The organism is Streptomyces sp. NPDC030798, from assembly GCF_055572275.1.
This window is the reverse complement of record NZ_JBVIDR010000002.1, coordinates 839,483-859,877: the sequence shown is the minus strand read 5'-3', so window position 1 is coordinate 859,877 and position 20,395 is coordinate 839,483. Positions and strand designations below refer to the sequence as shown.

Here is a 20,395-nt window from a genome sequence, read left to right as displayed (position 1 = left end):
GCGTCCGACGCGTACTGGATGATGCAGCAGGCCATCCAGAGCGACGACCCGGTGATCTACTTCGAGCCCAAGCGCCGCTACTGGGACAAGGGCGAAGTGGACCCCGAGGCGATCCCCGGTCCGCTGCACAGGGCGCAGGTGGTGCGGGAGGGCACGGATCTGACGCTGGCGGCGTACGGGCCGATGGTGAAGCTGTGCCGGGAGGTCGCGGACGCGGCGGCCGAGGAGGGCCGTTCGCTGGAGGTGCTGGATCTGCGGTCGGTCTCGCCGCTGGACTTCGACACCGTCCAGGCGTCGGTGGAGAAGACGCGGCGGCTGGTCGTGGTCCATGAGGCGCCGGTGTTCTTCGGTTCTGGTGCGGAGATCGCGGCCCGGATCACCGAGCGCTGCTTCTACCACCTGGAGGCCCCGGTGCTCCGGGTCGGTGGCTACCACGCCCCGTACCCGCCGGCCCGCCTGGAGGAGGAGTACCTGCCGGACCTGGACCGGGTGCTCGACGCCGTCGACCGCGCCCTGGCGTACTGAGAGGGACCCCGTGATCCGCGAGTTCAACATGCCCGACGTGGGCGAGGGCCTGACCGAGGCCGAGATCCTCACGTGGTACGTCCGGCCCGGTGACACGGTCACCGACGGGCAGGTGGTGTGCGAGGTCGAGACCGCCAAGGCGGCCGTCGAACTGCCCATCCCCTACGACGGTGTGGTCCGCGAACTGCACTTCCCCGAGGGCACCACGGTCGACGTCGGCGCTCCGGTCATCGCGGTCGAGGTGCCGGAGCCGGACCGGGCACCCGAGCGGGTGCCGGTGCTGGTCGGGTACGGCGTGACCGAGCCGGCGTCCCGGCGCCGCCCCCGCCGGGCCACCGGGGCCCCCGCCGGCCCGGTCGCCCCGGCCCAGTCCCGTCCGCTGGCCAAGCCGCCGGTGCGCAAGCTGGCCAAGGACCTCGGCGTCGACCTCGCCACGATCACCCCGTCCGGCCCGGACGGCGTCATCACCCGCGAGGACGTCCACGCGGCGGCGGCCCCGAAGGCCGCCGAGGCACCCGCGCCGGTCACGCAGGCCCCCGCCCCGGTGGCGGCCCCCCTCGTGACGTACGACGGCGCCCGCGAGACCCGGGTCCCGGTCAAGGGAGTGCGCAAGGCGACGGCGGCGGCGATGGTCGGCTCCGCCTTCAGCGCGCCGCACGTCACGGAGTTCGTCACCGTGGACGTCACCCGCACGATGAAGCTGGTCGAGGAACTCAAGCAGGACAAGGAGTTCCAGGGCCTGCGCGTCAACCCACTGCTGCTGATCGCCAAGGCGCTCCTGGTCGCCATCAAGCGCAACCCGGACGTCAACGCCTCCTGGGACGAGGCCAACCAGGAGATCGTCCTCAAGCACTACGTCAACCTGGGCATCGCCGCCGCCACCCCGCGCGGACTGATCGTCCCCAACATCAAGGACGCCCACACCAGGACGCTGCCCCAACTGGCCGAGGCACTGGGCGAACTGGTGTCCACGGCTCGTGAGGGCAAGACCTCGCCGGCCGCGATGCAGGGCGGCACGGTCACGATCACCAACGTCGGCGTCTTCGGCGTCGACACCGGCACGCCGATCCTCAACCCCGGCGAGTCCGCGATCCTCGCCGTCGGCGCGATCAAGCTCCAGCCATGGGTGCACAAGGGCAAGGTCAAGCCCCGCCAGGTCACCACCCTGGCCCTCAGCTTCGACCACCGCCTGATCGACGGCGAACTGGGCTCCAAGGTCCTCGCCGACATCGCCGCGATCCTGGAGCAGCCCAAGCGCCTGATCACCTGGAGCTGAGGAGCACGACGGAAGGGCCCCCGGGGTGAACGCCCCGGGGGCCCTTCTCGGTGGTGCCGGTCAGCTCGCGATCCGCGTGCCCGCGCTCTCCTCCACATGGCTCTTCAGCGCCGCGTTCAGCCGCTCGAAGTCGCCGCCGACCTTGCCGATCGCCGTGCCCATGAGCGGCACCAGCACGCCCGCGAAGGTCTCGCTCTGCTCGACCAGCGTGCCGCCGTCGACCTCGGACAGGGTGAAGCGGTGGGTGCCGTCGAAGAGGCCGGGCAGCAGCAGGCGGCCCCGCCAGCACAGCTGCCGGCCGGGGTCGGCGGCGAGCACCGTGGGCCGGAAGGTCATGGGGCGGCCGTCGGCGGGGACGAACCGCAGGGTGAGCGTGCTGCCCACGGCGGCCTCGCCGGCGCCCTCCCGGATGAACGGGTTCCAGTCCCGGTAGCGCGCGAAGTCGCTCAGCACCCGCCACACGTCGTGGGGTGCGGCCTGGATGTGCACGGATCGGTATACCTGGCGCATGCCGGTTCCTCGCTCTCAGAGTGTCGTGACGGACCCGCCGGCCGGTGCCGGCCGGCGGACGCCCCAGACGGCGCGGAGCACGTCGCAGACCTCGCCGATCGTTGCTCCGGCGTGCAGGGCGTCCCTCAGGGGGTAGAGCACGTTGCCGTCGCTCCCGGCCACCCGCCGCACCTCGGCCAGGCGGCCGTCCAGCCGGTCCTGGTCCCGCCAGGCCCGCAGCTTGGCGAGGCGTTCGGCCTGCCGCCGCTCGGCGGCCCGGTCGTGGCCCGGGTCCGGTGCGACCGGTGCCGCCGGGGGCGTGCGGCGGGCGGACGGCGGGACGACGTGCCAGCGGGGCAGCTCCGCCCGGCAGTAGGTGAGGAGGTCGACGGTCAGGCGCAGCGCCGGCCGGGGCGGGAAGATGCCCGGCCCGTCGGCCGGGGTGCCGGTGTGGAGCAGCCCGGTGAGGCGGCCGGCGCGGGCTCCCTGCTCCTCGGCCACCAGGTGGTAGAGCAGCAGGAGCACCGCGGCCGGGGCCTCGGCCCGGAGGGAGGCGGTGATCCGTTCCAGCGGGATGCCGCCGAACAGCACGCGCATGTCGTCGACGGAGTCGATGGCCACGCCCGTTCTGCCGACCTGGCCGCGCCCGGCCGGGGTGTCGCTGTCGTGTCCCAGGCGGGTGGGCAGGTCGAAGCCGACCGACAGCCGGGCCGCGCCGGCCGCGATCAGCCGCCGGCAGCGGGCGCCGGCCTCGACGGCCGTACCGGTGCCTGCGTCCGCCATGCCCGGCTCCTTCAGCCCTGCCAGTCCGGGACGTCCTGGACCTCCAGCACGGCGGCGGTCCACATGAAGCCGATGCCGACGCCGACGGTGATGATGCGGTCGCCCGGCTTGGCCCTGCGGGACTCGATGAGGTGGTTGATGCCGAGGAACTGGTCGCTGCTGCCCATGTGGCCGTAGTCCAGGCCCCAGTCGTAGGTGGTGGTCTTCGGGTCGAGGCCGAGCTTCTTGTAGAAGCCCCACTCGGCGATGGGCTTGATGACGGTGGCGTGGATGAACCAGTCGGCGTCCGACAGTGCGATGCCGGCGTCGTCGAGGGCCTGGTCCAGGGTGACGGTGAAGTTCTGGCTGACGACCTCGAGGACCTCGTCGTAGGCGTCCTCGTTGCGCAGCAGCCAGTCGCCGGGCCGGGCGCCGAGGTTGACGGTCTTGCCGTTCTCGAAGGGGGCCTGGGTCCAGGGGCCCATGCCCCGGTAGAGGGGTTCGAGGGTGGCGTCGGAGCGGCTGACGGTGGACAGCAGGCGGGCGAAGCCGCCGCGGGTGGACAGGACCGTGGCGCAGGCGCCGTCGCCGAAGACGGTCTGGTCGTCGCTCTTCCAGCGGTCGATGTACGGCAGCAGCCAGGCGTCGCCGCAGGTCACGATCGCGGCTTCGGCGTCGGGGCGGGCGCTGATCCAGGAGGCGGCCAGTTCGACGCCGCCGAGGACGCCGTTGCAGCCCTGGCGCATCTCGATGGCGGCCGAGGTGGTGCGGCCGAGGATCTCCTGCTGCACGAAGTGGGCGGGGGTCCACAGTTCCCGGCCCGGGTGGTTGGTGTAGGCGTGCAGGACGAGGTCGATGTCCTCGGGGGTGTGGCCGGACCGGGCCAGCGCCTGCTTGCCGGCCTCGGCGGCCATCACCGGCCCGGTCTCGTCGGGGCGTGCCACGCGGACCGCCCGGACGCCGTTGTTCTCGGCCGCGGTGGCGTCGTAAAGTCCCTGCGCGACGGCCTGTTCCGCGGTCATCTCCTCCTCGGGGAGATAGGCCCCGAGGCCGGCCAAGTACACGTTCTCCCAGCGCATGAGATCACTCCTGCCGCATTCCCGAATGGATGCCGTGAGGCTGCCGGATTTCCCTTGAGCGGCCCTCGACCGGTGGCCCGGCCGGGCCGTCGGGGGCGGTGAATACGCGCATCACGAGTCCGGTTCTCGGTTTCAGTCCGAACGCCGTGGATTTGTGCGGCATCCGGTCCCCGGCGCGGGCGCGGGCGAACACCTCGGCGAGGCCGACGGGGTTGACGAGGACGGCCGTACCTCCGCTCCGGGCGGCCTCGGCGAGGGCCTCGGCCGGGGTGCTCCGGTACGGCAGGACGCGCGCCGCGGGCGGGAGCAGGAGCTGGTGGAGGAGGGCGGGGTCGGTGCGATCCGGGTCGTCGCGCACGGTGGTGACGAGGTGCTGTTCGCCGTCGCCGCAGAACAGGTAGGCGTGGTGGGTGCGGTGGGCCGCGGCGAGGGCCCGGCGGGCCTCCTGTGCCGTGCCGGTGCACGGCCGCACGGTGCACCGGCCGCCGAGCGCCGCCAGCGCCGCGCGCACCGGCAGCCCGGGCAGGATGCGGTGCACGGGGGCGAGCGGTACGGGGTGGGCCGTGACGTCGACCAGGAGCGCCAGCCCGTGGTCCCAGGGGCCGGGGCCGTACCCCGCGTCGCGTCGTTCGCGGCGCAGCGCCTGGTAGGCGGCGTACCGGTGGTGGCCGTCGGCGATGAGCACCTGGCGTTCGCGCAGGTCGGCGGCGACCAGGGCGAGCGCGGCCGGGTCCGTCAGGTGGCGCAGGCTGTGGCTGGTGCCGTCCTCGGCGGTGGCCCGGGCGAGGAGCGGTGCGTTGCGGGCGGTGTCCTCGACGATGCGAGCCGTCGTACCGCCGCCTTCGTACAGGCAGTACAGGGGCTCGAGGTTGGCGGCGGCCGAGCGGGTCAGCTCCAGCCGGTCGGCCACCGGGCCGGGGAAGACGTGCTCGTGGGGCAGGACGACGCGCTGCTCCTCGTCGCGGATGCCGAGTGCCCCGATCAGGCCGCGCTGCAGCACCCGGGCGCCCTGCCGCTGCTCGTACAGGTACAGGCCCGGGAGCGGGTCCGTGGTGAGGACGCCCCGGGTGAGCCAGCGGTGCAGCCGGCGGGCCGCGCCGTCGAGGCCGCTGCGGCCGTGCGGGACGAGCCGGAGGACGTGGTGCGGGGCCCGCGCGAGCATGCGCCGTACGGCCGCGGGGTCCTGGTGGGCGTCGGGCGGGGCGGTGCCGGCGCCGAGGTCGTGGCCGGGAGGCGCGGCGAACCGCACCCCGCGCAGGGGCGCGAGTTCGAGCCCGCCGTCCTCGAGCTCCTCGGCCAGCAGCAGCGCTTCGGCACCGGAATTCCGGATTCCTTCTCTTTCCTGTCTGGTATGCACGCCGCCAGAATCCGGCGCCCCGCTAGAGATGGGCTCGCAGCCGGGCGGGCGACCGGCGCTCAAGTCCACCTGTAGTTACCGGCTCTAGCTTTTCCGGCATCGGGTTCGATGCCTTCGGTCCTCGTGAGAATCCACGGCGGGAATCCGCGACTGGAATCCAGGACGGGAATCCACGACGGGAATCCACGACGAAACACCTCGTGAGAAGGGGAATGCCATGCGGGAAAAACTGGATGTCGACGAGAGCGCGGCGGAGCTGGTCGACGACGGTCAGCCGAAGGAGGCGTACACCAAGGGCGAGGCACTTCCCGCCTGTGACCGGTGTGTGGCCGAACTGACCGCGGCGGCCGAGGAGTTCGACAAGGCCTTCTCGGGGCGGGACTTCGACCGCTGGTTCTCCTTCTTCGTCGACGACAACGTCACCGGTCTCGGCGCCGACGGCACCATCGGCATGAACAAGGAGGCGTGGGGCGGGATCCTCAAGGACTACTTCGAGGACCCCACGTGGCGCATGACGATCGCACCCGTGAAGGTCGCCGTCCAGAGCTGCCGCACCGGCCAGGTGATCGAGCGGGTCCGCTTCGACTCCCCCGCGCTCGGCCACATCACGTTCGTCCACGTCATGGTCTGGGTGCGCGACCACGGCGACTGGAAGATCGCCCTGCAGACCGAGGCGGGCCCGCTGGAGACCAAGACCGAGCTGCTCCACCAGTTCGAGGGCCGGACCCCCGAGGTCACCGCCTCCTGACCGACGACTGACCGACGACGCAGCGACGAGCCTCGAGGAATCGACACTGATGGAACAGGGAAGTCCGTTGATACGAACAAGTACGGTGGTGGCCAGGTTCCTTGAAGCCGCCCGCAGCACGCCGGACCGGGACGCCGTGATCGGCCCCGACGCCCGGCTCACCTTCGCCGAGCTGGACGAGCGCACCGACCGGCTGGCCGGCCTGCTGGCTCGCTACGGCGTCGGCCCGGAGCGCTCGGTGGGCGTCTTCCTGCCCCGCTCGGCCGACCTGGTCGTGGCCGTCCTCGCCATCCTCAAGGCGGGCGGGGTCTACGTCCCCTTCGACCCCGAGCAGCCGACCGAGCGCCTCGCGCACATCGCCGAGGACGCCCGGGTCAAGACGACCCTCACGCACGCCGCCCTGGTCGGCAAGGTGCCGGACTCCGTCCGCAACAACGCGATCGTCCTCGACCGCCTGGAGTGGGACGACCTCCCGCCCGCGCAGCCGGTGGCCACCCGGCCCGACCACCTCGCCTACACCGTGTTCACCTCCGGCTCCACCGGCCGTCCCAAGGGGGTGCAGGTCAGCCTGAAGGCGCTGGCCAGCTTCCTGGAGGGCATGGAGAAGGGCGGCTTCTTCCGGGCGCCCGGCGAGCGCGTCGGCTGGAACGCCTCGGTCGCCTTCGACGCCTCGGTGCAGGAGTGGGTGCGCGTCTTCCGCGGCGACACCGTGGCGATCCTCGACGACGACACGCGGCGCGACGCCGAGGCGTTCGCCCGGTTCGTGGCCGAGCACGAGCTGGACGTGGTCGACATGACCCCGTCGCACGCCCAGGTCCTGGTGGAGGAGCTGGAGCCGGTCGCCCGCCGCGAACGCCCGGGCCTGAAGCTGCTCATCGCCGGCGAGGCCGTACCGCCGGCGCTGTGGGACACGCTGGGCGCGCTCGTCGCCGAGGGTGTCCTGGAGGCGGCGAACCTGTACGGCCCGACCGAGGCGACCGTCAACGCGCTCGGCACCCCGATCGTGCGCGGCCGTACGCCGCACATCGGGGAACCGCTGGCCAACGTCGACATCCGCATCGTGGACGCCCGCCTCGACCTCGTCCCCGACGGCACGCCCGGTGAGCTGTGCCTGGCCGGCCCGGGCCTGGCCCGCGGCTACGCCGGCCGCCCCGGCCTCACCGCGTCCCGTTTCGTGCCCGACCCGTACGGCCCCGCGGGTGCGCGGATGTACCGCACCGGGGACCGGGTCAGCCGCGCCGAGGACGGCACGGTGATCTACCTCGGGCGCACCGACAGCCAGGTGAAGATCCGCGGGCACCGGGTGGAGCTCGGGGGCATCGAGTCGGTGCTGCTGGAGCACCCCGGGGTGCGGCGGGCCTGCGTGGTGTGCCACACCGGGGACGACGGCGCGCCCCGGCTGGAGGCGTTCACCGAGCTGGCCGACGGCACGGACCCGGCGTCGGTGCGGGCGCACGCGGAGCGGCTGCTGCCGGTGTGGATGTGCCCGGCCGGGTACACCGTCCTGGAGCAGCTGCCGGTCACGGTCGGCGGCAAGGCGGACCGGGTGGCGCTGACCCGGCTGGCGAGCAACTCGGCGCGTCCCGCCCCGAAGCCGGCCGCCGCGGCGCCGGCCGACACCTCGGAGGTGAACGTTCCGGAGGCGGTCACCGCCGTGTGGTCCGAGATCCTGGGCGTGCAGGCGATCGCCGAGTCCGACGACTTCTTCGACCTCGGCGGCCACTCGCTGAGCGCGATGCAGGTGGCGACGCGGCTGCGCACCCGGCTCGGCATCAAGGTCCCCACCAGCCTGCTGTTCCGGCACCGCACCTTCGACGCGTTCACGGCGGCCCTGTCCGACCGCCGCGCCGAGGACCTCGTCACCCGGTGAGCACCGCCGCCCCCTCAAGGAGAAACCCGATGGACAGCACCGCACCGGACCAGTGGACCGTCCTGGTCAACGACGAGGGTCAGCACGGCCTCTTCCCGGCCGGCCGCGCCACCCCGGCCGGCTGGCAGCCGGCCGGCTTCACCGGCACGGAAGCCTCCTGCACGGACTACGTGGACACCCACTGGACCGATCTGCGCCCGGCTTCCCTGCGCTGACCCGCCCCCGACTCCGCCCGGCCGCCCACCCCCCGCGGTCGTGCGGCAACGGCCCGGCCCCGGGAGAACATCCCGGGCCCGGGCCGCTATCCGTGTACGGCTGTCCGTGTCCCGCTGTCGGTGTCAGGGCAGGAGTGCCGCGTCGGGTGTCTCGCTCTCGCTGCCGCTCTTGCTCTTGTTCTTGCCGGAGAGCCGTTCGCGGACCAGTGCGAAGATCACGACGGCCACCGCCACCGCCGTGGACAGCACGACCTGGTCGCGCCCGCCGCCGTCGGCCGTGTCGGTCAGCATGTAGCCCAGCACGAAGGTGATCAGGGCGACGGTGGCCCAGGTCAGGTAGGGGTAGAGCCACATCCTGACGACCAGCTTCTCGGGCGCCTCCCGCTCGATGATCCGGCGCATCCGCAGCTGGGAGAAGCAGATCACCAGCCAGACGAACAGGGCGATCGCACCGGAGGAGTTGAGCAGGAACTGGAAGACGGTGTCCGGCCACAGGTAGTTGAAGGCGACGGCGACGAAGCCGAAGACCACCGAGGCCAGGATCGCCGCCCGCGGCACACCGCGCTCGGTGGTGCGCCCGAAGGAGGCCGGGGCGTCGCCCCGCCGGGCGAGGGAGAAGGCCATGCGGGAGGCGGTGTAGAGGCCGGAGTTGAGGCAGGACAGCACCGAGGTGAGCACGATGGCGTTCATGATCTCACCGGCGTGCGGGATGCCGATGGAGCTGAGCGCGGCGACGTAGGAGCCGTCCTTGAGGATCGCCGGGTCGTCCCAGCGCAGCAGCGACACCACGATCAGGATGGAGCCCAGGTAGAACACCGCGATCCGCCAGATCACGCTGTTGGTGGCCTTGGTGACCGCGCCCTGCGGGTCGGCGGACTCGCCGGCTGCGAGGGTGACGATCTCGCTGCCCATGAAGGAGAAGACCACCATCAGCACGCCGGTGAGGATCGCCCCGGGCCCGTGTGGCAGGAAGCCGCCGTGCGCGGTCAGGTTGGAGAATCCGGACGCCGGGTGGTCGGAGCCGGGCAGCAGCCCGAAGATCGCGAGCGCGCCGAGCGCGATGAACGCGGCGATGGCGACGACCTTGATGCCGGCGAACCAGAACTCGAACTCGCCGTAGGAGGCGACCGAGGCGAGGTTGCTCGCGGTCAGCACGACCATGACGATCAGGGCCCAGCCCCACTGCGGTACGGCCGGTATCCAGCCGGCGAGGATCTTGGCCCCGGCGGTCGCCTCGACGGCGAGCACCACGACCCAGAAGAACCAGTACAGCCAGCCGATGGTGAAGCCGGCCCAGCGTCCGAGCGCCCGGTCCGCGTAGGCGGAGAACGAGCCGGAGGTGGGGTTGGCCGCCGCCATCTCGCCCAGCATCCGCATGACGAGGACGACGAGGACGCCGACGAGGGCGTAGGAGATGAGAATGCCGGGGCCGGCGGCGGCGATGCCGGAGCCGGAGCCGACGAACAGTCCCGCGCCGATGACACCGCCGATCGCGATCATCGACAGGTGCCGGTTCTTCAGACCGGCCCGCAGACCGGGCTCGGTGGGAGGGCTTTCGGGGAGGGTTGTGGTCATCTCGACATCCATGAGGGAGGAGTGCGGACCAGGGCGGCACGAAAATTAGTTCAGTAGGATCCAAAAAAACAGTCTTGTTTAAATGTTCACCTTGCTCTATTTTCCGTTCAGTGCTGAGCCGCGCTTCCGTGCGGCCCACCGCCCCGTCCCCCGTGTCCCGGCCCCGAGGGATCCCTCATGCACCAACCAGCAGCAAGGTCGCCGTTAGGGTGGCGTCGTGGTGAACGCAGCGGGCAAGTTCGGCCCCTACAGCCAGCCAGGTCCCGCGCGGCCCGCGCCGGGTGCCGGGGTCCTGGGCACCCGTGTCCTGCCCGGCCGGGGCCCCACGGGCGCGGACCTCGTCCGGTCCCGGATCGCGCTGCGCGTACGGCTGAAGTCCGAGGCGCCCGGGGACCGGCTGCCCGACGCCGGAGTCCTCGCCGAGGAGCTCGGCATCAGTGAGATCACCGTGCGCCGTGCGCTGGAGGGCATGTGCCAGGACGGCCTGCTCGACCGCCGGCGGGGCAGGGCGGGCGGCACCTTCGTCGCCCGGGACTGGGACACGGTCGTCGCCGTGATGCACGACCCCGCCGAGGCGGCCTCGCTGGACGCCGTCCATCTGCTGCTGGAGTGCGGTCTGGTCTCGCACGCGGCGGGCGAGGTGCCGGACGGCCGGCTGGACGGGCTGCGGGAGCTGGTCGAGGAGATGGACCGGGCCGAGGAACCGGACCGGCTGCTGGAGCTGGAGACCCGCTTCCACCTCGGCCTCGCGGAGGAACTCGGCGGCCCCGGGATCCGCGAGTTCGCCGCCGACCTGCTCGGCCGCCAGTGCCTGCTGCTGCCCGCCCCCGCGCCCGACGTCGTCCGGGCGCGCAACCGCCACCACGCCGGCCTCCTCGACGAGCTCACCCGCGGCGAGATGGCCGGGGCGGTGGCCGCGGTCAAGGCACACCGGCACGCGGGACCGGCCTGACACCGGCCCGCCCGGCAGCGACCCGGCGACGTCCGCACGCACCCCGCACCGACCTCACCCGCAGAAGGAGCTGGCGCCATGCCCGACCCCGGAGCCGTCGGACCCCTGCCGACCTCGGGCCCTGCCGGCCACGCGCCCCAGCGACTGCGCGGCGGCGTCCTCGGCATGGCCGACATCGCCGCCGCCACGATGGCCAACGTCGGCCCGGCGATGAGCTTCTTCTTCGGCTTCGCCTTCCTCGCCACCACCGCGGGCGTCGCGTCCCCGCTGACGATCGTCGCCGCGGGCGTCGCCGTCGCGCTGCTCGGCAACACGCTCGCCGAGTTCTCCCGGGCGCACCCGTCGGCGGGCAGCTTCATCACCTTCGTCGGCAAGACCTTCGGACCGGTCAGCGCGGTGACCACCGCCCTGCTCGCCGGTCTGGGCTACATCATCGCGATGGCCTCGGTCATCGCCATCTCCGGCGGCTTCGTGCAGATCACCCTGCACCACTACACCGGTGTCGACCTGCCGTGGATCATCTGGACGCTGCTGCTGACCGGGCTGTCGGTGGTGCTGATGCTGCGCGGAGTGGTGGTCTCCACCAAGTGGGCCGGCTACTTCTTCGGCGTGGAGATGCTGGTGCTGGTCGTGGTCTCGGTCGCGGCGATCGTCGGACACCACGGCCGGCTCTCCGCCGACCCGTTCCTGCCCGGCCACATCACCCACGGCCTCAGGGGCCTGGCAGCGGGCTTCCCGCTCGCGGTCTACCTGTTCATCGGCTGGGAGAACTCGGCGGCGCTGGCCGAGGAGACGGAGAACCCGCGGCGCAACGTCGGCCGCGCCGTGTTCTTCTCCGTCGCGATCATGACCGTGAGCTACATCCTCTTCTCCTATGCCACCGTCACCGGCTTCGACTACGACGTGGCCCGGCTCGGCGACGCCCGCATCCCGTTCGTCGACGTCGCTCAGGGCACCCTCGGAGCACTGGCCTTCCTCGCCTACGTCGGCGGCCTGACCTCCACCCTCGGCGTGCTGATCGCCGGCATCAACTCCCAGGCCCGGCTGGTCTTCAACGCCGGCCGCGAGGGTCTCCTCCCGTCCTTCTTCGGCTACGTCCACCCCACCCGGCGCACGCCGAACAACGCGATCCTCACCTTCGCCGCGATCTCGCTGCTGATCATCGGCGGCTGGGGCCTGGGGCACCTCCTCGGTTCCGGCCCGATGGACCCGGTGGTCTTCTTCACCGAGTCCTCCAGCCTGGGCACCATCCTCATCCTGCTGGTCTACCTGGCCTCGAACATCGCCCTGCCGCTGTACTACCGCCGCTACCGCCCCCAGGAGTTCCGCACCGTCCGCCACCTGGTGCTTCCCGCGCTCGGCGTGCTCGCGATCCTGGTCCCCCTCTACTACCTGGCCAAGCCCGGCCAGCCGGCGCCGTACAGCTGGTTCCCCTACGCGGCCCTGGCCGCCCTCCTCGCCGCCGTCGCCTACGCCGGCCTCCTGGTCCGCCGCGACCCCGACCTGGCCGACCGGGTGGGGTCGGTGGTGGCGGACGCGGAGTGAGCGAGGCACTACTCCGGCCGCAGGCTGTCGCGGACCGGACGGAAGGCGGCTGCCGGGGCCGCGAAGACGCCGGTCCGCTGAGGCCGCTGTGTGAACCTGCCCCCAGGCGGAGCGGCGAGGTTTCGGTTCGCATCCCTCCGATAACGTGATCGATTAGCTGTTCGAGGCGGCTGGCTTGAGGGGGAACGGGTTGTCTTTCGAAGAGGAGTGGGCCCAGTTGAAGGCCGACGCGCTGGCGCGTCAGCAGACCGGCATGCAGATCGACCATCTGTCGGCAGACAGCGGCGGAGGAGCCGCCGCCCCGGCCACCGGTTCCCTGGTCGCCAAGGCCGAGTCGATCAATGGCAATGCGAATCTGCTGATCGAGATCGCGGGCTTCCTCCATGAGGGCCGGCCCGATGCCGAACTGACCACCATGGCCCGGGCCCCGGACGCCCGAGGACGTGGCCAAGCACGTGGCGCGGTTCGCCGGATTCGCTGATGACCAGTACCTGGATGCCGTCGCCTTGTTCGCGGCGCTGTCCACTCGCCTGAGGACGACCGGCACCGACTTCGTGAAGATCGATGACGACACGGCTCGGCACTTCCTGGACAACGTTCTGGAGTACGGTCAGTACGTCGCCCCGGAGGCGCGATGAGCACCGGCATCAGTCACCGCAAGGACGTCGAGTTCCTGGAGGACTGCAACCCGCCCCTCGTCGAACGGAACGCGGACGAGTTCAAGCGCCTGCACGACATGCTGGTGGCGATCGACCCTTCCGCCGAGCGCGCCGAGAAGCACACACAGTGGAAGAGCGAGGGCAGTCAGCACTACGAAGCCAGGCTGTCCGAGGGGCGCAAGCTGATCGCGCAGCTCGCGGAAGGCTACGACGTCCAGCGCTCTGCGCAGCTACGCGTTCGCGCTGGAGGTCGCCAAGGCGCACTACTCCAACGGCAAGGCGAACGAGCGGTTGCTCGCGGACCTGATCCACACCAAGGGCACGGCGGTCACCCGTGACGCCCAGGAGGCGGAGCCGATGCGCCAGTGGGAGGACATGCGGGCCACCACCGGTGTCATGGACTTCTTCGCCCGAGCTGACCATGGATGTCGACGACATCCGCGAGGACGCGAACCGGCTGCACGACGCCGCCGGCGGGGACTTCCATCTCGCGAAGACCACCGAGCACGAGGCGCGGGAGATCTGCGTCCACGAGCTCAAGCAGGCCTACGACCTGCTGCCAGATTTCCGCATGGGCTTCATCGAACGCGTCGACATCGTCTCGGCGATCGCGGAGCTGCGGCGAGAGGCAGCCGAGGCGAGCACGAACCCGCTGACCCGACTGCCCGGCAGCGGTCCCAAACAGGACTACTCCCCCGTCGCCGGCGACGACGTCGTCTCGCCGACCCTGCGGGACATCCGCCTGCAGATCGCCAACCTTCCCGGCGCGACGGACAGTTACTGGGGCCCGCCGTCCAACGCACAGGAGCGGGCCGACTGGATCGCGGCGAACAAGGAGATCATCAAGGCTGCGGCGCGGAATTCGGGGTTGCCGCCGGACATGGTCGCCGGTATCGCATGGCAGGAGATCGGCGGGCAGCCAGGCATCCTGGACGACATCACCGACACCATCCGCGAACAGGCGGACTCTCCCTTGAGCCCGATCGCTCCTGAAAGCCTGCCGTGGCGGCTCGGCGGTGACCCCGACAATACGTCCATGGGCCCCATCGCCATCCAGGTGCGACGTGGCGCCGAGGTTCTCGGCTACGACCCCGAGCATCTCACCGACCAGCAGCGCGGCATGGTGGAAACAGCCCTGCAGGACCCGGCGCAGAACATTTTCATCGCCTCGGAGTACCTGGCCCAGCTCAAGGCGGAGAGCGAATTCGCCGATGTGCCGGCCGAGGAGATGACACCGGCCCAGTACCAGGAGCTCGCCGCGCGCTACAACGGCGGGCCGTACTGGAAGACCGACGACGCCCAGGCCTACGGGCGTGGATTCGCGAACAATCTGGACGAGGCAAGGAACGCACTGCGCTGATGACCGGCTCTTCACACGTGGACGACGACCGCGGCTGCCTCCGTCTGGTCCTCGCTGTACCCCTCACCCTGCTCACGCTCCTCGCCGCGTACTTCTGCTGGACGGCGTTGAGCATCAGTCCGTCCGGCAGCTGGGACGACGACGCCTACGCTGGAATCGTCCTGTCGTGCGTCCTCACCCTCGCGTCCGCCGGGGCCGCTCTGGCGCTGTGGCTGGTGCCTTCGGTGCGGAGGACCATGCGGTGGTGGTGGATACTTCCCGCTCTGCTGCTGGGCGTGGTGGCGGGAGCGCGATGGGCGGTGGGCGGTTAGGCCGGGAGCATCGAGGTCGAAGCCGCAGGACCTGGCCGACCGGGTGGGGTCGGTGGTGGCGGACGCGGAGTGAGCGAGGCTCAGGACGACTCGCGGACGACCAACTCCGTACGGAGAATGATGTGGCGCCAGGCCACGGACGGCTCCTCCATCTCCTCCAGCAACAGCCTGATCATGGCCCGTCCCATCTCCTCCAGCGGCTGGCGCACCGTGGTCAGGCGCGGCTCGGTGCGCTGAGCCAGCGGAAAGTCGTCGAAACCGATCACGGAGACGTCCTCCGGCACCCGCCGGCCGGCCGTGCGCAGCGTGTGCAGGGCCCCCGCCGCCGTGGTGTCCGACGCGGCGAGGACGCCGTCGATCTCCGGGTGCCGTTCGAGGAGTTCCGCCATGGCGCGGCGCCCGCTCTCCTCCGTGAAATCACTCTCCGCGACCCAGGACCGCGCCCTTGGCAGACCGGCCGACGCCAGGGCGTCCTGATAGCCGCGCAGCCGGCACTGCGCGACGTACATGTCCAGCGGCCCGGTGATGGTGGCGATCGCCTTGCGGCCCTGTTTCAGCAGGTGGGATACGGCGCTTCGGGCACCGCCCACGTTGTCCGCGTCCACGTAGCTCACGTATTCGTCGCCCGACCGGCGCCCCAGCATCACGGTCGGCACCCCGGCCTCGGCGAGCATGTCCGGCAGCCGATCGCCCCCGTGCACGGACATCAGCAGGACCCCGTCGACCCGGCCGCCGCGTGCGTACTCCAGGAAGCGCTGCCGTTCGCTCTCCGAGCGGACCAGGGTCAGCATCAGCTGCATCCCGGTGTCCGCCAGCGCATCGCCGAGGGAGCGGACGATCTCGGAGAAGAACGGCTCCGCGAACTGTCTCCAGTCCGGCTCCGTCAGGACGAGGGCCACGGCATCGGCCCGCCGCCCGGCCAGGGACCGGGCGGCGAGATTCGGCACGTACCCCAGTTCCTCGATGGCCCGCTGCACGGCCCGGCGTGTCGACTCCTTCACACCGGCCGCGTTGTTGATGACCCGGGAGACCGTGCCCCGCCCCACCCCGGCGTGGGCGGCCACCTCTTCCAGCGTCGGTGCTCCAGGGCGTCGCCCGGCCATGACCACCTCTCCCCACCCGCGAGACGTCCGATCTTACGGGTCAGAGGAACCGGGGGCACGACTTCCGGACATGATCGACTGTGTTCGGCGGGGAGGACGTCCGGTCGGGCGTATCGGGGCTCCGGGAGGAAGCCGCACCCACCCGGCCTGAACGTCGTTCGGGTGGGTGCGGGGTGGACGGATGCCCGTGCCGGCCCTAGGCGGTGGTGCAGGACGTGCCGTTCAGACGGAAGCCGGCCGGCTTGGTGAAGGTGCCGTCGTAGGTGCCCTGGAACCCGAAGGAGACCTGACCGCCGGGTGCGATGGACGCGTTGTACGCCATCCCGCCGGCCGTCACCGCTCCCGACGAGGGAGAGATGTCGGCGCTCCACGCACTCGTGATCTTCTGCCCGGCGGGCAACGTGAACGCGAGCTTCCAGGCGTCCACGGGCGACGAACCCGTATTGGCCACGGTGACGTCGGCGGTGAAGCCGCCCTGCCACACCTGCGTGCCGTAGGTCACCTTGCACGCCGACGAGCCGCCGGAGCCCCCACCCGGGTCACCGGGGGTGCTGCCACCGACGTTCACGGTCGAGGAGAACGACGTCACCGCCAGGCCCGCGCCGTTCTGCCACGGCTCGAAACCGGCCTGAACACTCGTCAGGTACCAGCCGTCCTGCGCCAGCCCCCGGGAGACGGCCTGGCGGACGAAGTCCATCACGTCGAAGTTCCAGCTGTCGATCGCCGAGGGCGCGACGAAGGACAGCACGTCGTTGGAACCGTTGTTGCCGGACCACACCTGCCACGAACGGCCGGCCACGGAGGCGGTGCCGACCGGTGAGCCCACCGGCTGCACGCCTCCCACATGGTTGAACCAGATCATGATCTCGGTGCGGTTCACGCCGTCGGTGCGGGGCGTCGGGTCCAGCCAGATGTCGTACGCGGCGTCGTAGGTGGCACCGCTCACATAGCTGTAGGAAATGCCGGTGGGCGCGCTCGAGATGGAGCCGATCCGGGCGGGGAGGTTGGTTCCGGGTGAGCAGTTGGTGTAGTGGCAGCCGTTGTAGAGGGACGGATAGGACTTCGGGGCTCCGCTGGTCGGGACCGATCCGTCGGCCTGGGCGATCCTGAAGCCGGAGTCCGTGACGGTGATGCACTGGGTGGCACTGGTGCCCCACCGGTTGTTCTGGACGACGTAACGGCCCTGGATCGTGGTGGAGCCGAACTGCTCGCAGATGGTCGTGTCGGCGTGCGAGGCCGGAGCGGCGGTGAGAAGCGCCGCCAGCGCGACGAGTGACGTGAGCAACGCACCGAACAGGGTTGGCGTCCTGCCCCGGTTCGTCCGGATCTTCAACTGTTGCATGCGGATCCTCCGCTGGGATGTCTAGGGAGCAGCGAGAGCGCCCCTCGTTTTGGGAGCGCTCCCAGTTCACTGCCAGGAACCGCGGAGATGATCATGTTCCTGACAAGTGCCGGGCGGTCCTCTGTGGGCCGAGAACCGCCCGGCCGGGTGACCCCGTCTCCCTGCGACGGGGTCGCGTACGCGGAGCTTCAGCGGGGGCCTATTCGAGGAGTTCCGCGTACGAGCCCATGGCCAGTGCGATGTCCGCCTGGGCCCAGAACCGGTGGTAGGTGAAGACGGGCGCGGCACCGCCCTTGAGGTAGGCCTCGATCTTCGACCAGGCCGGGTCGTTCTTGTAGAAGGACCGCAGCGAAGCGAACGTCGACGACGAGTTGATCGCGTCGCCGTTCGGCATCGTGCCGCTGAAGCCGCTCGGCACGTACACGCTGTCGTTGAAACGGCTGTAGTCCGTACGGGTCTCCGGTACGGCGACACCCAGGCTGTCCTGGTAGTTGTTCCACATGCCGTCGAGCAGCGCCTTGGCGGTCGACTTGGCGCTCGTGTCACCGGACTTGGCGCCGTAGTAGGTCAGGACCTTGGCGTACGCCGCGGCCACGCCGACGTCATTGGTGTAGTCGGCGACCGTGACGTGCAGCCCGCTGTTGGAGCCGGGGCTCGACGGGTTCCAGGTGTCGGGCTGCCCGGACCACTGCAGGGTGGAGGGGATCCGGTAGGTGCCGTCCGGGTTGATCGTGGTCTTGGACAGCGCCCACTTCACCCACTTGTCCAGGACCGCCTTGGCCTGCGCGTTCCCGGTCTGCTGGTAGAGCTCGGCGACCCGCTCCATCGACCAGGCCTGGAACCCGAACCACTGGTTCGACGGCGGGTCGTGGTAGACCGGCTGCTCGTCGTAGTACATGCCGTAGAAGGTCGGCGTCCCGGCCGGCGGAGTGGCGTACCGGCCCGCCCAGCTGTTGGTCGCGCCGCCCGCGATGGCGCCCTCGGACGACTGCAGCCACTGGTAGAACTCCAGCTGCCGCTGCAGCGACTTGGACCAGTCCGCCGCCCCGGTCGCCGACTTGGGCTTCAGGTCGGCGTCGGAGCTGAGCGCGTACGCGGCGAGCGGGTTCTGGTAGCCGCTGTGGGCGTAGCTGGAGCCGATGCGCCAGGCCCAGCCCCCGCTCGTGTCGTTCGAGCCGCCCCAGGCGTAGTACCAGGACAGCAGGTAGTGGGAGGCGTCCTTGCCGGTGCCGGCCGGGCACGTCGAGGCCCCCACGCAGTTGCCGATCTTCTTGAAGTACTTGTCGTACATGGCGTAGCGCAGGTAGTCGCCCATCTTCGCGGCCTTGCCCACGGTCGTGGCGACATCGCTGCCCTTGCCCTGCTGCTTGGCCCACAGGTCGGCCCAGTACGCGGCCTGGACGGCGCGCGCGTCGGCGTCCGGGGCGTCGGTGTACTTCCACTGCTTGGCATAGGTGGAGTCGCCGGTGAACAGGTCCAGATAGCCGTTCTTCCCGCCGTACTTGAAGGCGTCGCAGGTCGGCTGCGGGACCGTCTCCCACACCGACTCCTGCGGGCCGCGCTGGAAGGTGTTGATGTAGGAAGGCCCCTTCGCGGTCGGCCCGCCCTCGCAGGTCCCGCCGGGTGTGTCGCCGTAGCCGTAGACGTTGTCGACGTCCTCCAGCCAGTGCATGCCGTACACATCGTCCGTGTTGTACGTCGACTTCAGCTCACCGGCGAGCGGGTCCGAACCCACCGGCACGGACTGGTCCAGCTTGGTCGGGTACTCGTTCGGCGTATCCGCCTCCGGCGCGTAGGTCGCCGGCTTGGAGGCGTTGTAGAAGGAGTTGGTCGGCTGGTCGGCGTGGGTGGGGATCATGTACTTCTCCATGAGGGCCCACGCGCCGTTGAACTTCGACCAGTCACCGGTGACCTTGCCGTACATCGCCTGCAGCCACAGGAGATAGCTGTACGCCTCCGACGTGGTCTCGTGGCCCTGATCCGGCGCCTCCACGATCAGCGTCTCCACCGAGTGGTACGGGACGCCGTCGGGCGAGAAGTAGCCGTTCGCCGGGTTGGTGATCTTCCCGTACAGGTCCAGGAAGCGGGCGTCGTACGCCTTCGTCGCGGCCAGCTCCGTCACCGTGACCGTCGCCTTGGCGTGGCCGGTGGCGGACGCGGTGAAGGTGGCGCTGCCGGTGCCGGAGGAGTCGGCCGTGACGGTCACCGTCTGCGCCGTGTTCCAGTTGGACGGCGTGAAGGTCAGCGAGGAGCCGCCGGTCACGGACAGGCCCGAGTTGCCGCTCGCGCGCGTGGTGGTCACCGTCACGTCGGACGAGGGCTGCGTCGACAGCTTCACCGCGAAGGTACCCGACTTGCCTTGCTGGACGCCCAGTTGGGTGGGTGAGGCGACCACAGCCGGGCCCGCGGCCACGGTGATGCCGACCGGGGTGGACACGGCGGACGCGCCCAGACTGTCGTACGCCTTCGCCACCAGCGAGTGACTGCCCACGGACAGACTTGAGGCGGAGAGCGAGTACGGCGCGCTGGTGTCGGTGCCCAGCAGGGTCGTGTCGTCGTAGAACTCGACCTTGCTGATCGTCGCGTTGTCGGCGGCCGCCGCGGTCGCCGCGAGCGGGACCGCGTCACCCTGGCTGTAGACCGCGCCCGGCTTCGGGCTGGTCAGCACGGTGACCGGCGGCTGGTGCGCGCCCGTGCAGGTCGTGCCGTTGACCGCGAAGGACGTGGGGGCCGTGTTGGTGCCGCTGTAGCTGAACTGGGCGCCCGTGGAGACGGCGGCACCCGCGGCGATCGTGCCGTTGTAGCCGGCGTCCTTCACGGTGATCGACTGGCCGGACTGCGACCAGGTGCCGTTCCAGCCGTTGCCGAGCTTCTGGTTGCCGCTGTAGGCGTAGGTCAGCGTCCAGCCGTTGATCGTGTCGGTTCCGCGGTTGGTGAGGGTGAGGTCGACGGTGAAACCGGAGCCCCAGTCATTGGTCTTGTAGTCGACGCTGCACTGGACACCCGCCGCCTGAGCGGGCGTTGAGCTGGTGGCGAGCATCGACAGGGGTAGTGCGAACGCGGCCGCGACGGCGGTCCACAGCCGCCGTACGGCTCTGCGCTTGCGTCCGGGATCCATGGTTCTGGTCCTCCTTGCGAAGTTCGGCTCGGTGGGGGGTCAAGGCTTGAACCAGTGGGAGCGCTCCCATAGTGAGGATGGCGCCCTATCGCGTCAAGACGTTGAGAAG

20 protein-coding genes and 1 pseudogene are annotated in these 20,395 nt (G+C 70.8%); 12 read left to right on the top strand and 9 right to left on the bottom strand.

What is annotated here, in order from left to right; all coding sequences use genetic code 11:
- Both ACZ404_RS08320 and ACZ404_RS08315 read left to right on the top strand, forming a co-directional pair.
- Nucleotides 1–525, top strand: a 525-nt coding sequence (locus tag ACZ404_RS08320; protein ID WP_468437129.1) for an alpha-ketoacid dehydrogenase subunit beta, incomplete at its 5' end; no start/stop codon positions are given.
- A gap of 28 nt (nt 526–553) precedes the next feature.
- Nucleotides 554–1,801 (top strand): dihydrolipoamide acetyltransferase family protein, encoded by a 1,248-nt coding sequence (locus ACZ404_RS08315; protein ID WP_468437202.1) that lies wholly within the window; start codon nt 554–556, stop codon nt 1,799–1,801.
- Between the two features lie 60 nt (nt 1,802–1,861).
- On the opposite strand, the gene ACZ404_RS08310 is transcribed toward ACZ404_RS08315, so the two are convergent.
- The 5 genes and pseudogenes from ACZ404_RS08310 to ACZ404_RS08290 all read right to left on the bottom strand — a co-directional run bounded on the left by ACZ404_RS08310 (nt 1,862) and on the right by ACZ404_RS08290 (nt 5,488).
- On the bottom strand, nt 1,862–2,311 hold the full coding sequence (locus ACZ404_RS08310; protein WP_468437127.1) for an SRPBCC family protein: 450 nt from the start codon (nt 2,309–2,311) through the stop codon (nt 1,862–1,864).
- A gap of 15 nt (nt 2,312–2,326) precedes the next feature.
- Complete coding sequence (locus ACZ404_RS08305; RefSeq protein WP_468437200.1) at nt 2,327–2,650, bottom strand: methylmalonyl-CoA mutase family protein; 324 nt, start codon at nt 2,648–2,650, stop codon at nt 2,327–2,329.
- Nucleotides 2,630–3,073 (bottom strand): annotated as a pseudogene (locus tag ACZ404_RS08300) (methylmalonyl-CoA mutase family protein); the annotation flags it as partial. The gene ACZ404_RS08305 and the pseudogene ACZ404_RS08300, both read right to left, overlap by 21 nt.
- Before the next feature lie 11 nt (nt 3,074–3,084).
- The gene (locus ACZ404_RS08295) at nt 3,085–4,131 is read right to left on the bottom strand and encodes a ketoacyl-ACP synthase III family protein (protein WP_468437125.1); all 1,047 of its coding nucleotides are present in this window, start codon (nt 4,129–4,131) and stop codon (nt 3,085–3,087) included.
- A 4-nt stretch (nt 4,132–4,135) separates the two neighbouring features.
- Entirely contained in the window at nt 4,136–5,488 is a 1,353-nt protein-coding gene (locus ACZ404_RS08290; RefSeq protein WP_468437123.1) for a DUF1015 family protein, read from the bottom strand.
- A 217-nt stretch (nt 5,489–5,705) separates the two neighbouring features.
- On the opposite strand from ACZ404_RS08290, the gene ACZ404_RS08285 reads away from it, so the two are divergent.
- The 3 genes from ACZ404_RS08285 (at nt 5,706) to ACZ404_RS08275 (ending at nt 8,321) form a co-directional block, all read left to right on the top strand.
- A complete protein-coding gene (locus ACZ404_RS08285) occupies nt 5,706–6,236 on the top strand; it encodes a nuclear transport factor 2 family protein (RefSeq protein WP_468437121.1) in 531 nt (176 codons plus the stop codon).
- Nucleotides 6,237–6,324: 88 nt separating this feature from the next.
- The gene (locus ACZ404_RS08280) at nt 6,325–8,106 is read left to right on the top strand and encodes a non-ribosomal peptide synthetase (RefSeq protein WP_468437119.1); all 1,782 of its coding nucleotides are present in this window, start codon (nt 6,325–6,327) and stop codon (nt 8,104–8,106) included.
- A gap of 29 nt (nt 8,107–8,135) precedes the next feature.
- The gene (locus tag ACZ404_RS08275) at nt 8,136–8,321 is read left to right on the top strand and encodes an MbtH family protein (RefSeq protein WP_468437117.1); all 186 of its coding nucleotides are present in this window, start codon (nt 8,136–8,138) and stop codon (nt 8,319–8,321) included.
- 123 nt (nt 8,322–8,444) lie between these two features.
- Here the strand turns inward: ACZ404_RS08275 and ACZ404_RS08270 are convergent, their stop codons facing one another.
- Complete coding sequence (locus ACZ404_RS08270; RefSeq protein WP_468437115.1) at nt 8,445–9,896, bottom strand: amino acid permease; 1,452 nt, start codon at nt 9,894–9,896, stop codon at nt 8,445–8,447.
- 217 nt (nt 9,897–10,113) lie between these two features.
- On the opposite strand from ACZ404_RS08270, the gene ACZ404_RS08265 reads away from it, so the two are divergent.
- The 7 genes from ACZ404_RS08265 (at nt 10,114) to ACZ404_RS08235 (ending at nt 14,723) form a co-directional block, all read left to right on the top strand.
- Entirely contained in the window at nt 10,114–10,848 is a 735-nt protein-coding gene (locus ACZ404_RS08265; RefSeq protein ID WP_468437113.1) for a FadR/GntR family transcriptional regulator, read from the top strand.
- A 78-nt stretch (nt 10,849–10,926) separates the two neighbouring features.
- The gene (locus ACZ404_RS08260; RefSeq protein ID WP_468437111.1) at nt 10,927–12,393 is read left to right on the top strand and encodes an APC family permease; all 1,467 of its coding nucleotides are present in this window, start codon (nt 10,927–10,929) and stop codon (nt 12,391–12,393) included.
- Nucleotides 12,394–12,583: 190 nt separating this feature from the next.
- Nucleotides 12,584–12,874: a hypothetical protein gene (locus tag ACZ404_RS08255; protein ID WP_468437109.1), complete on the top strand. Its 291-nt coding sequence runs from the start codon at nt 12,584–12,586 to the stop codon at nt 12,872–12,874.
- Nucleotides 12,849–13,031, top strand: coding sequence for a hypothetical protein (locus ACZ404_RS08250; RefSeq protein WP_468437107.1), 183 nt, complete (start codon nt 12,849–12,851; stop codon nt 13,029–13,031). The genes ACZ404_RS08255 and ACZ404_RS08250 overlap by 26 nt, the downstream gene beginning before the upstream one ends.
- A complete protein-coding gene (locus tag ACZ404_RS08245) occupies nt 13,028–13,390 on the top strand; it encodes a hypothetical protein (RefSeq protein ID WP_468437105.1) in 363 nt (120 codons plus the stop codon). The genes ACZ404_RS08250 and ACZ404_RS08245 overlap by 4 nt, the downstream gene beginning before the upstream one ends.
- 83 nt (nt 13,391–13,473) lie before the next feature.
- Entirely contained in the window at nt 13,474–14,412 is a 939-nt protein-coding gene (locus tag ACZ404_RS08240; protein WP_468437103.1) for a hypothetical protein, read from the top strand.
- Nucleotides 14,412–14,723, top strand: a complete 312-nt coding sequence (locus ACZ404_RS08235; RefSeq protein ID WP_468437101.1) for a hypothetical protein — start codon at nt 14,412–14,414, stop codon at nt 14,721–14,723. The genes ACZ404_RS08240 and ACZ404_RS08235 overlap by 1 nt, the downstream gene beginning before the upstream one ends.
- 80 nt (nt 14,724–14,803) lie before the next feature.
- On the opposite strand, the gene ACZ404_RS08230 is transcribed toward ACZ404_RS08235, so the two are convergent.
- From ACZ404_RS08230 to ACZ404_RS08220, 3 genes are all read right to left on the bottom strand, one after another.
- Nucleotides 14,804–15,826, bottom strand: a complete 1,023-nt coding sequence (locus ACZ404_RS08230; protein ID WP_468437099.1) for a LacI family DNA-binding transcriptional regulator — start codon at nt 15,824–15,826, stop codon at nt 14,804–14,806.
- A gap of 196 nt (nt 15,827–16,022) precedes the next feature.
- Nucleotides 16,023–17,168 (bottom strand): glycoside hydrolase family 12 protein, encoded by a 1,146-nt coding sequence (locus ACZ404_RS08225; RefSeq protein WP_468437097.1) that lies wholly within the window; start codon nt 17,166–17,168, stop codon nt 16,023–16,025.
- A gap of 199 nt (nt 17,169–17,367) precedes the next feature.
- Complete coding sequence (locus ACZ404_RS08220; protein ID WP_468437095.1) at nt 17,368–20,286, bottom strand: glycoside hydrolase family 48 protein; 2,919 nt, start codon at nt 20,284–20,286, stop codon at nt 17,368–17,370.
- Nucleotides 20,287–20,395: the final 109 nt, after the last annotated feature.

Bases quoted from the DNA above. Each gene is read 5' to 3' on its own strand.
- ACZ404_RS08315 (WP_468437202.1), top strand. From the start codon at position 554: ATGCCCGACGTGGGCGAGGGCCTGACCGAGGCCGAGATCCTCACGTGG.
- ACZ404_RS08310 (WP_468437127.1), bottom strand. From the start codon at position 2,311: ATGCGCCAGGTATACCGATCCGTGCACATCCAGGCCGCACCCCACGAC.
- ACZ404_RS08295 (WP_468437125.1), bottom strand. From the start codon at position 4,131: ATGCGCTGGGAGAACGTGTACTTGGCCGGCCTCGGGGCCTATCTCCCC.
- ACZ404_RS08285 (WP_468437121.1), top strand. From the start codon at position 5,706: ATGCGGGAAAAACTGGATGTCGACGAGAGCGCGGCGGAGCTGGTCGAC.
- ACZ404_RS08275 (WP_468437117.1), top strand. From the start codon at position 8,136: ATGGACAGCACCGCACCGGACCAGTGGACCGTCCTGGTCAACGACGAG.
- ACZ404_RS08270 (WP_468437115.1), bottom strand. From the start codon at position 9,896: ATGACCACAACCCTCCCCGAAAGCCCTCCCACCGAGCCCGGTCTGCGG.
- ACZ404_RS08260 (WP_468437111.1), top strand. From the start codon at position 10,927: ATGCCCGACCCCGGAGCCGTCGGACCCCTGCCGACCTCGGGCCCTGCC.
- ACZ404_RS08245 (WP_468437105.1), top strand. From the start codon at position 13,028: ATGAGCACCGGCATCAGTCACCGCAAGGACGTCGAGTTCCTGGAGGAC.
- ACZ404_RS08240 (WP_468437103.1), top strand. From the start codon at position 13,474: ATGGATGTCGACGACATCCGCGAGGACGCGAACCGGCTGCACGACGCC.
- ACZ404_RS08235 (WP_468437101.1), top strand. From the start codon at position 14,412: ATGACCGGCTCTTCACACGTGGACGACGACCGCGGCTGCCTCCGTCTG.
- ACZ404_RS08230 (WP_468437099.1), bottom strand. From the start codon at position 15,826: ATGGCCGGGCGACGCCCTGGAGCACCGACGCTGGAAGAGGTGGCCGCC.
- ACZ404_RS08225 (WP_468437097.1), bottom strand. From the start codon at position 17,168: ATGCAACAGTTGAAGATCCGGACGAACCGGGGCAGGACGCCAACCCTG.
- ACZ404_RS08220 (WP_468437095.1), bottom strand. From the start codon at position 20,286: ATGGATCCCGGACGCAAGCGCAGAGCCGTACGGCGGCTGTGGACCGCC.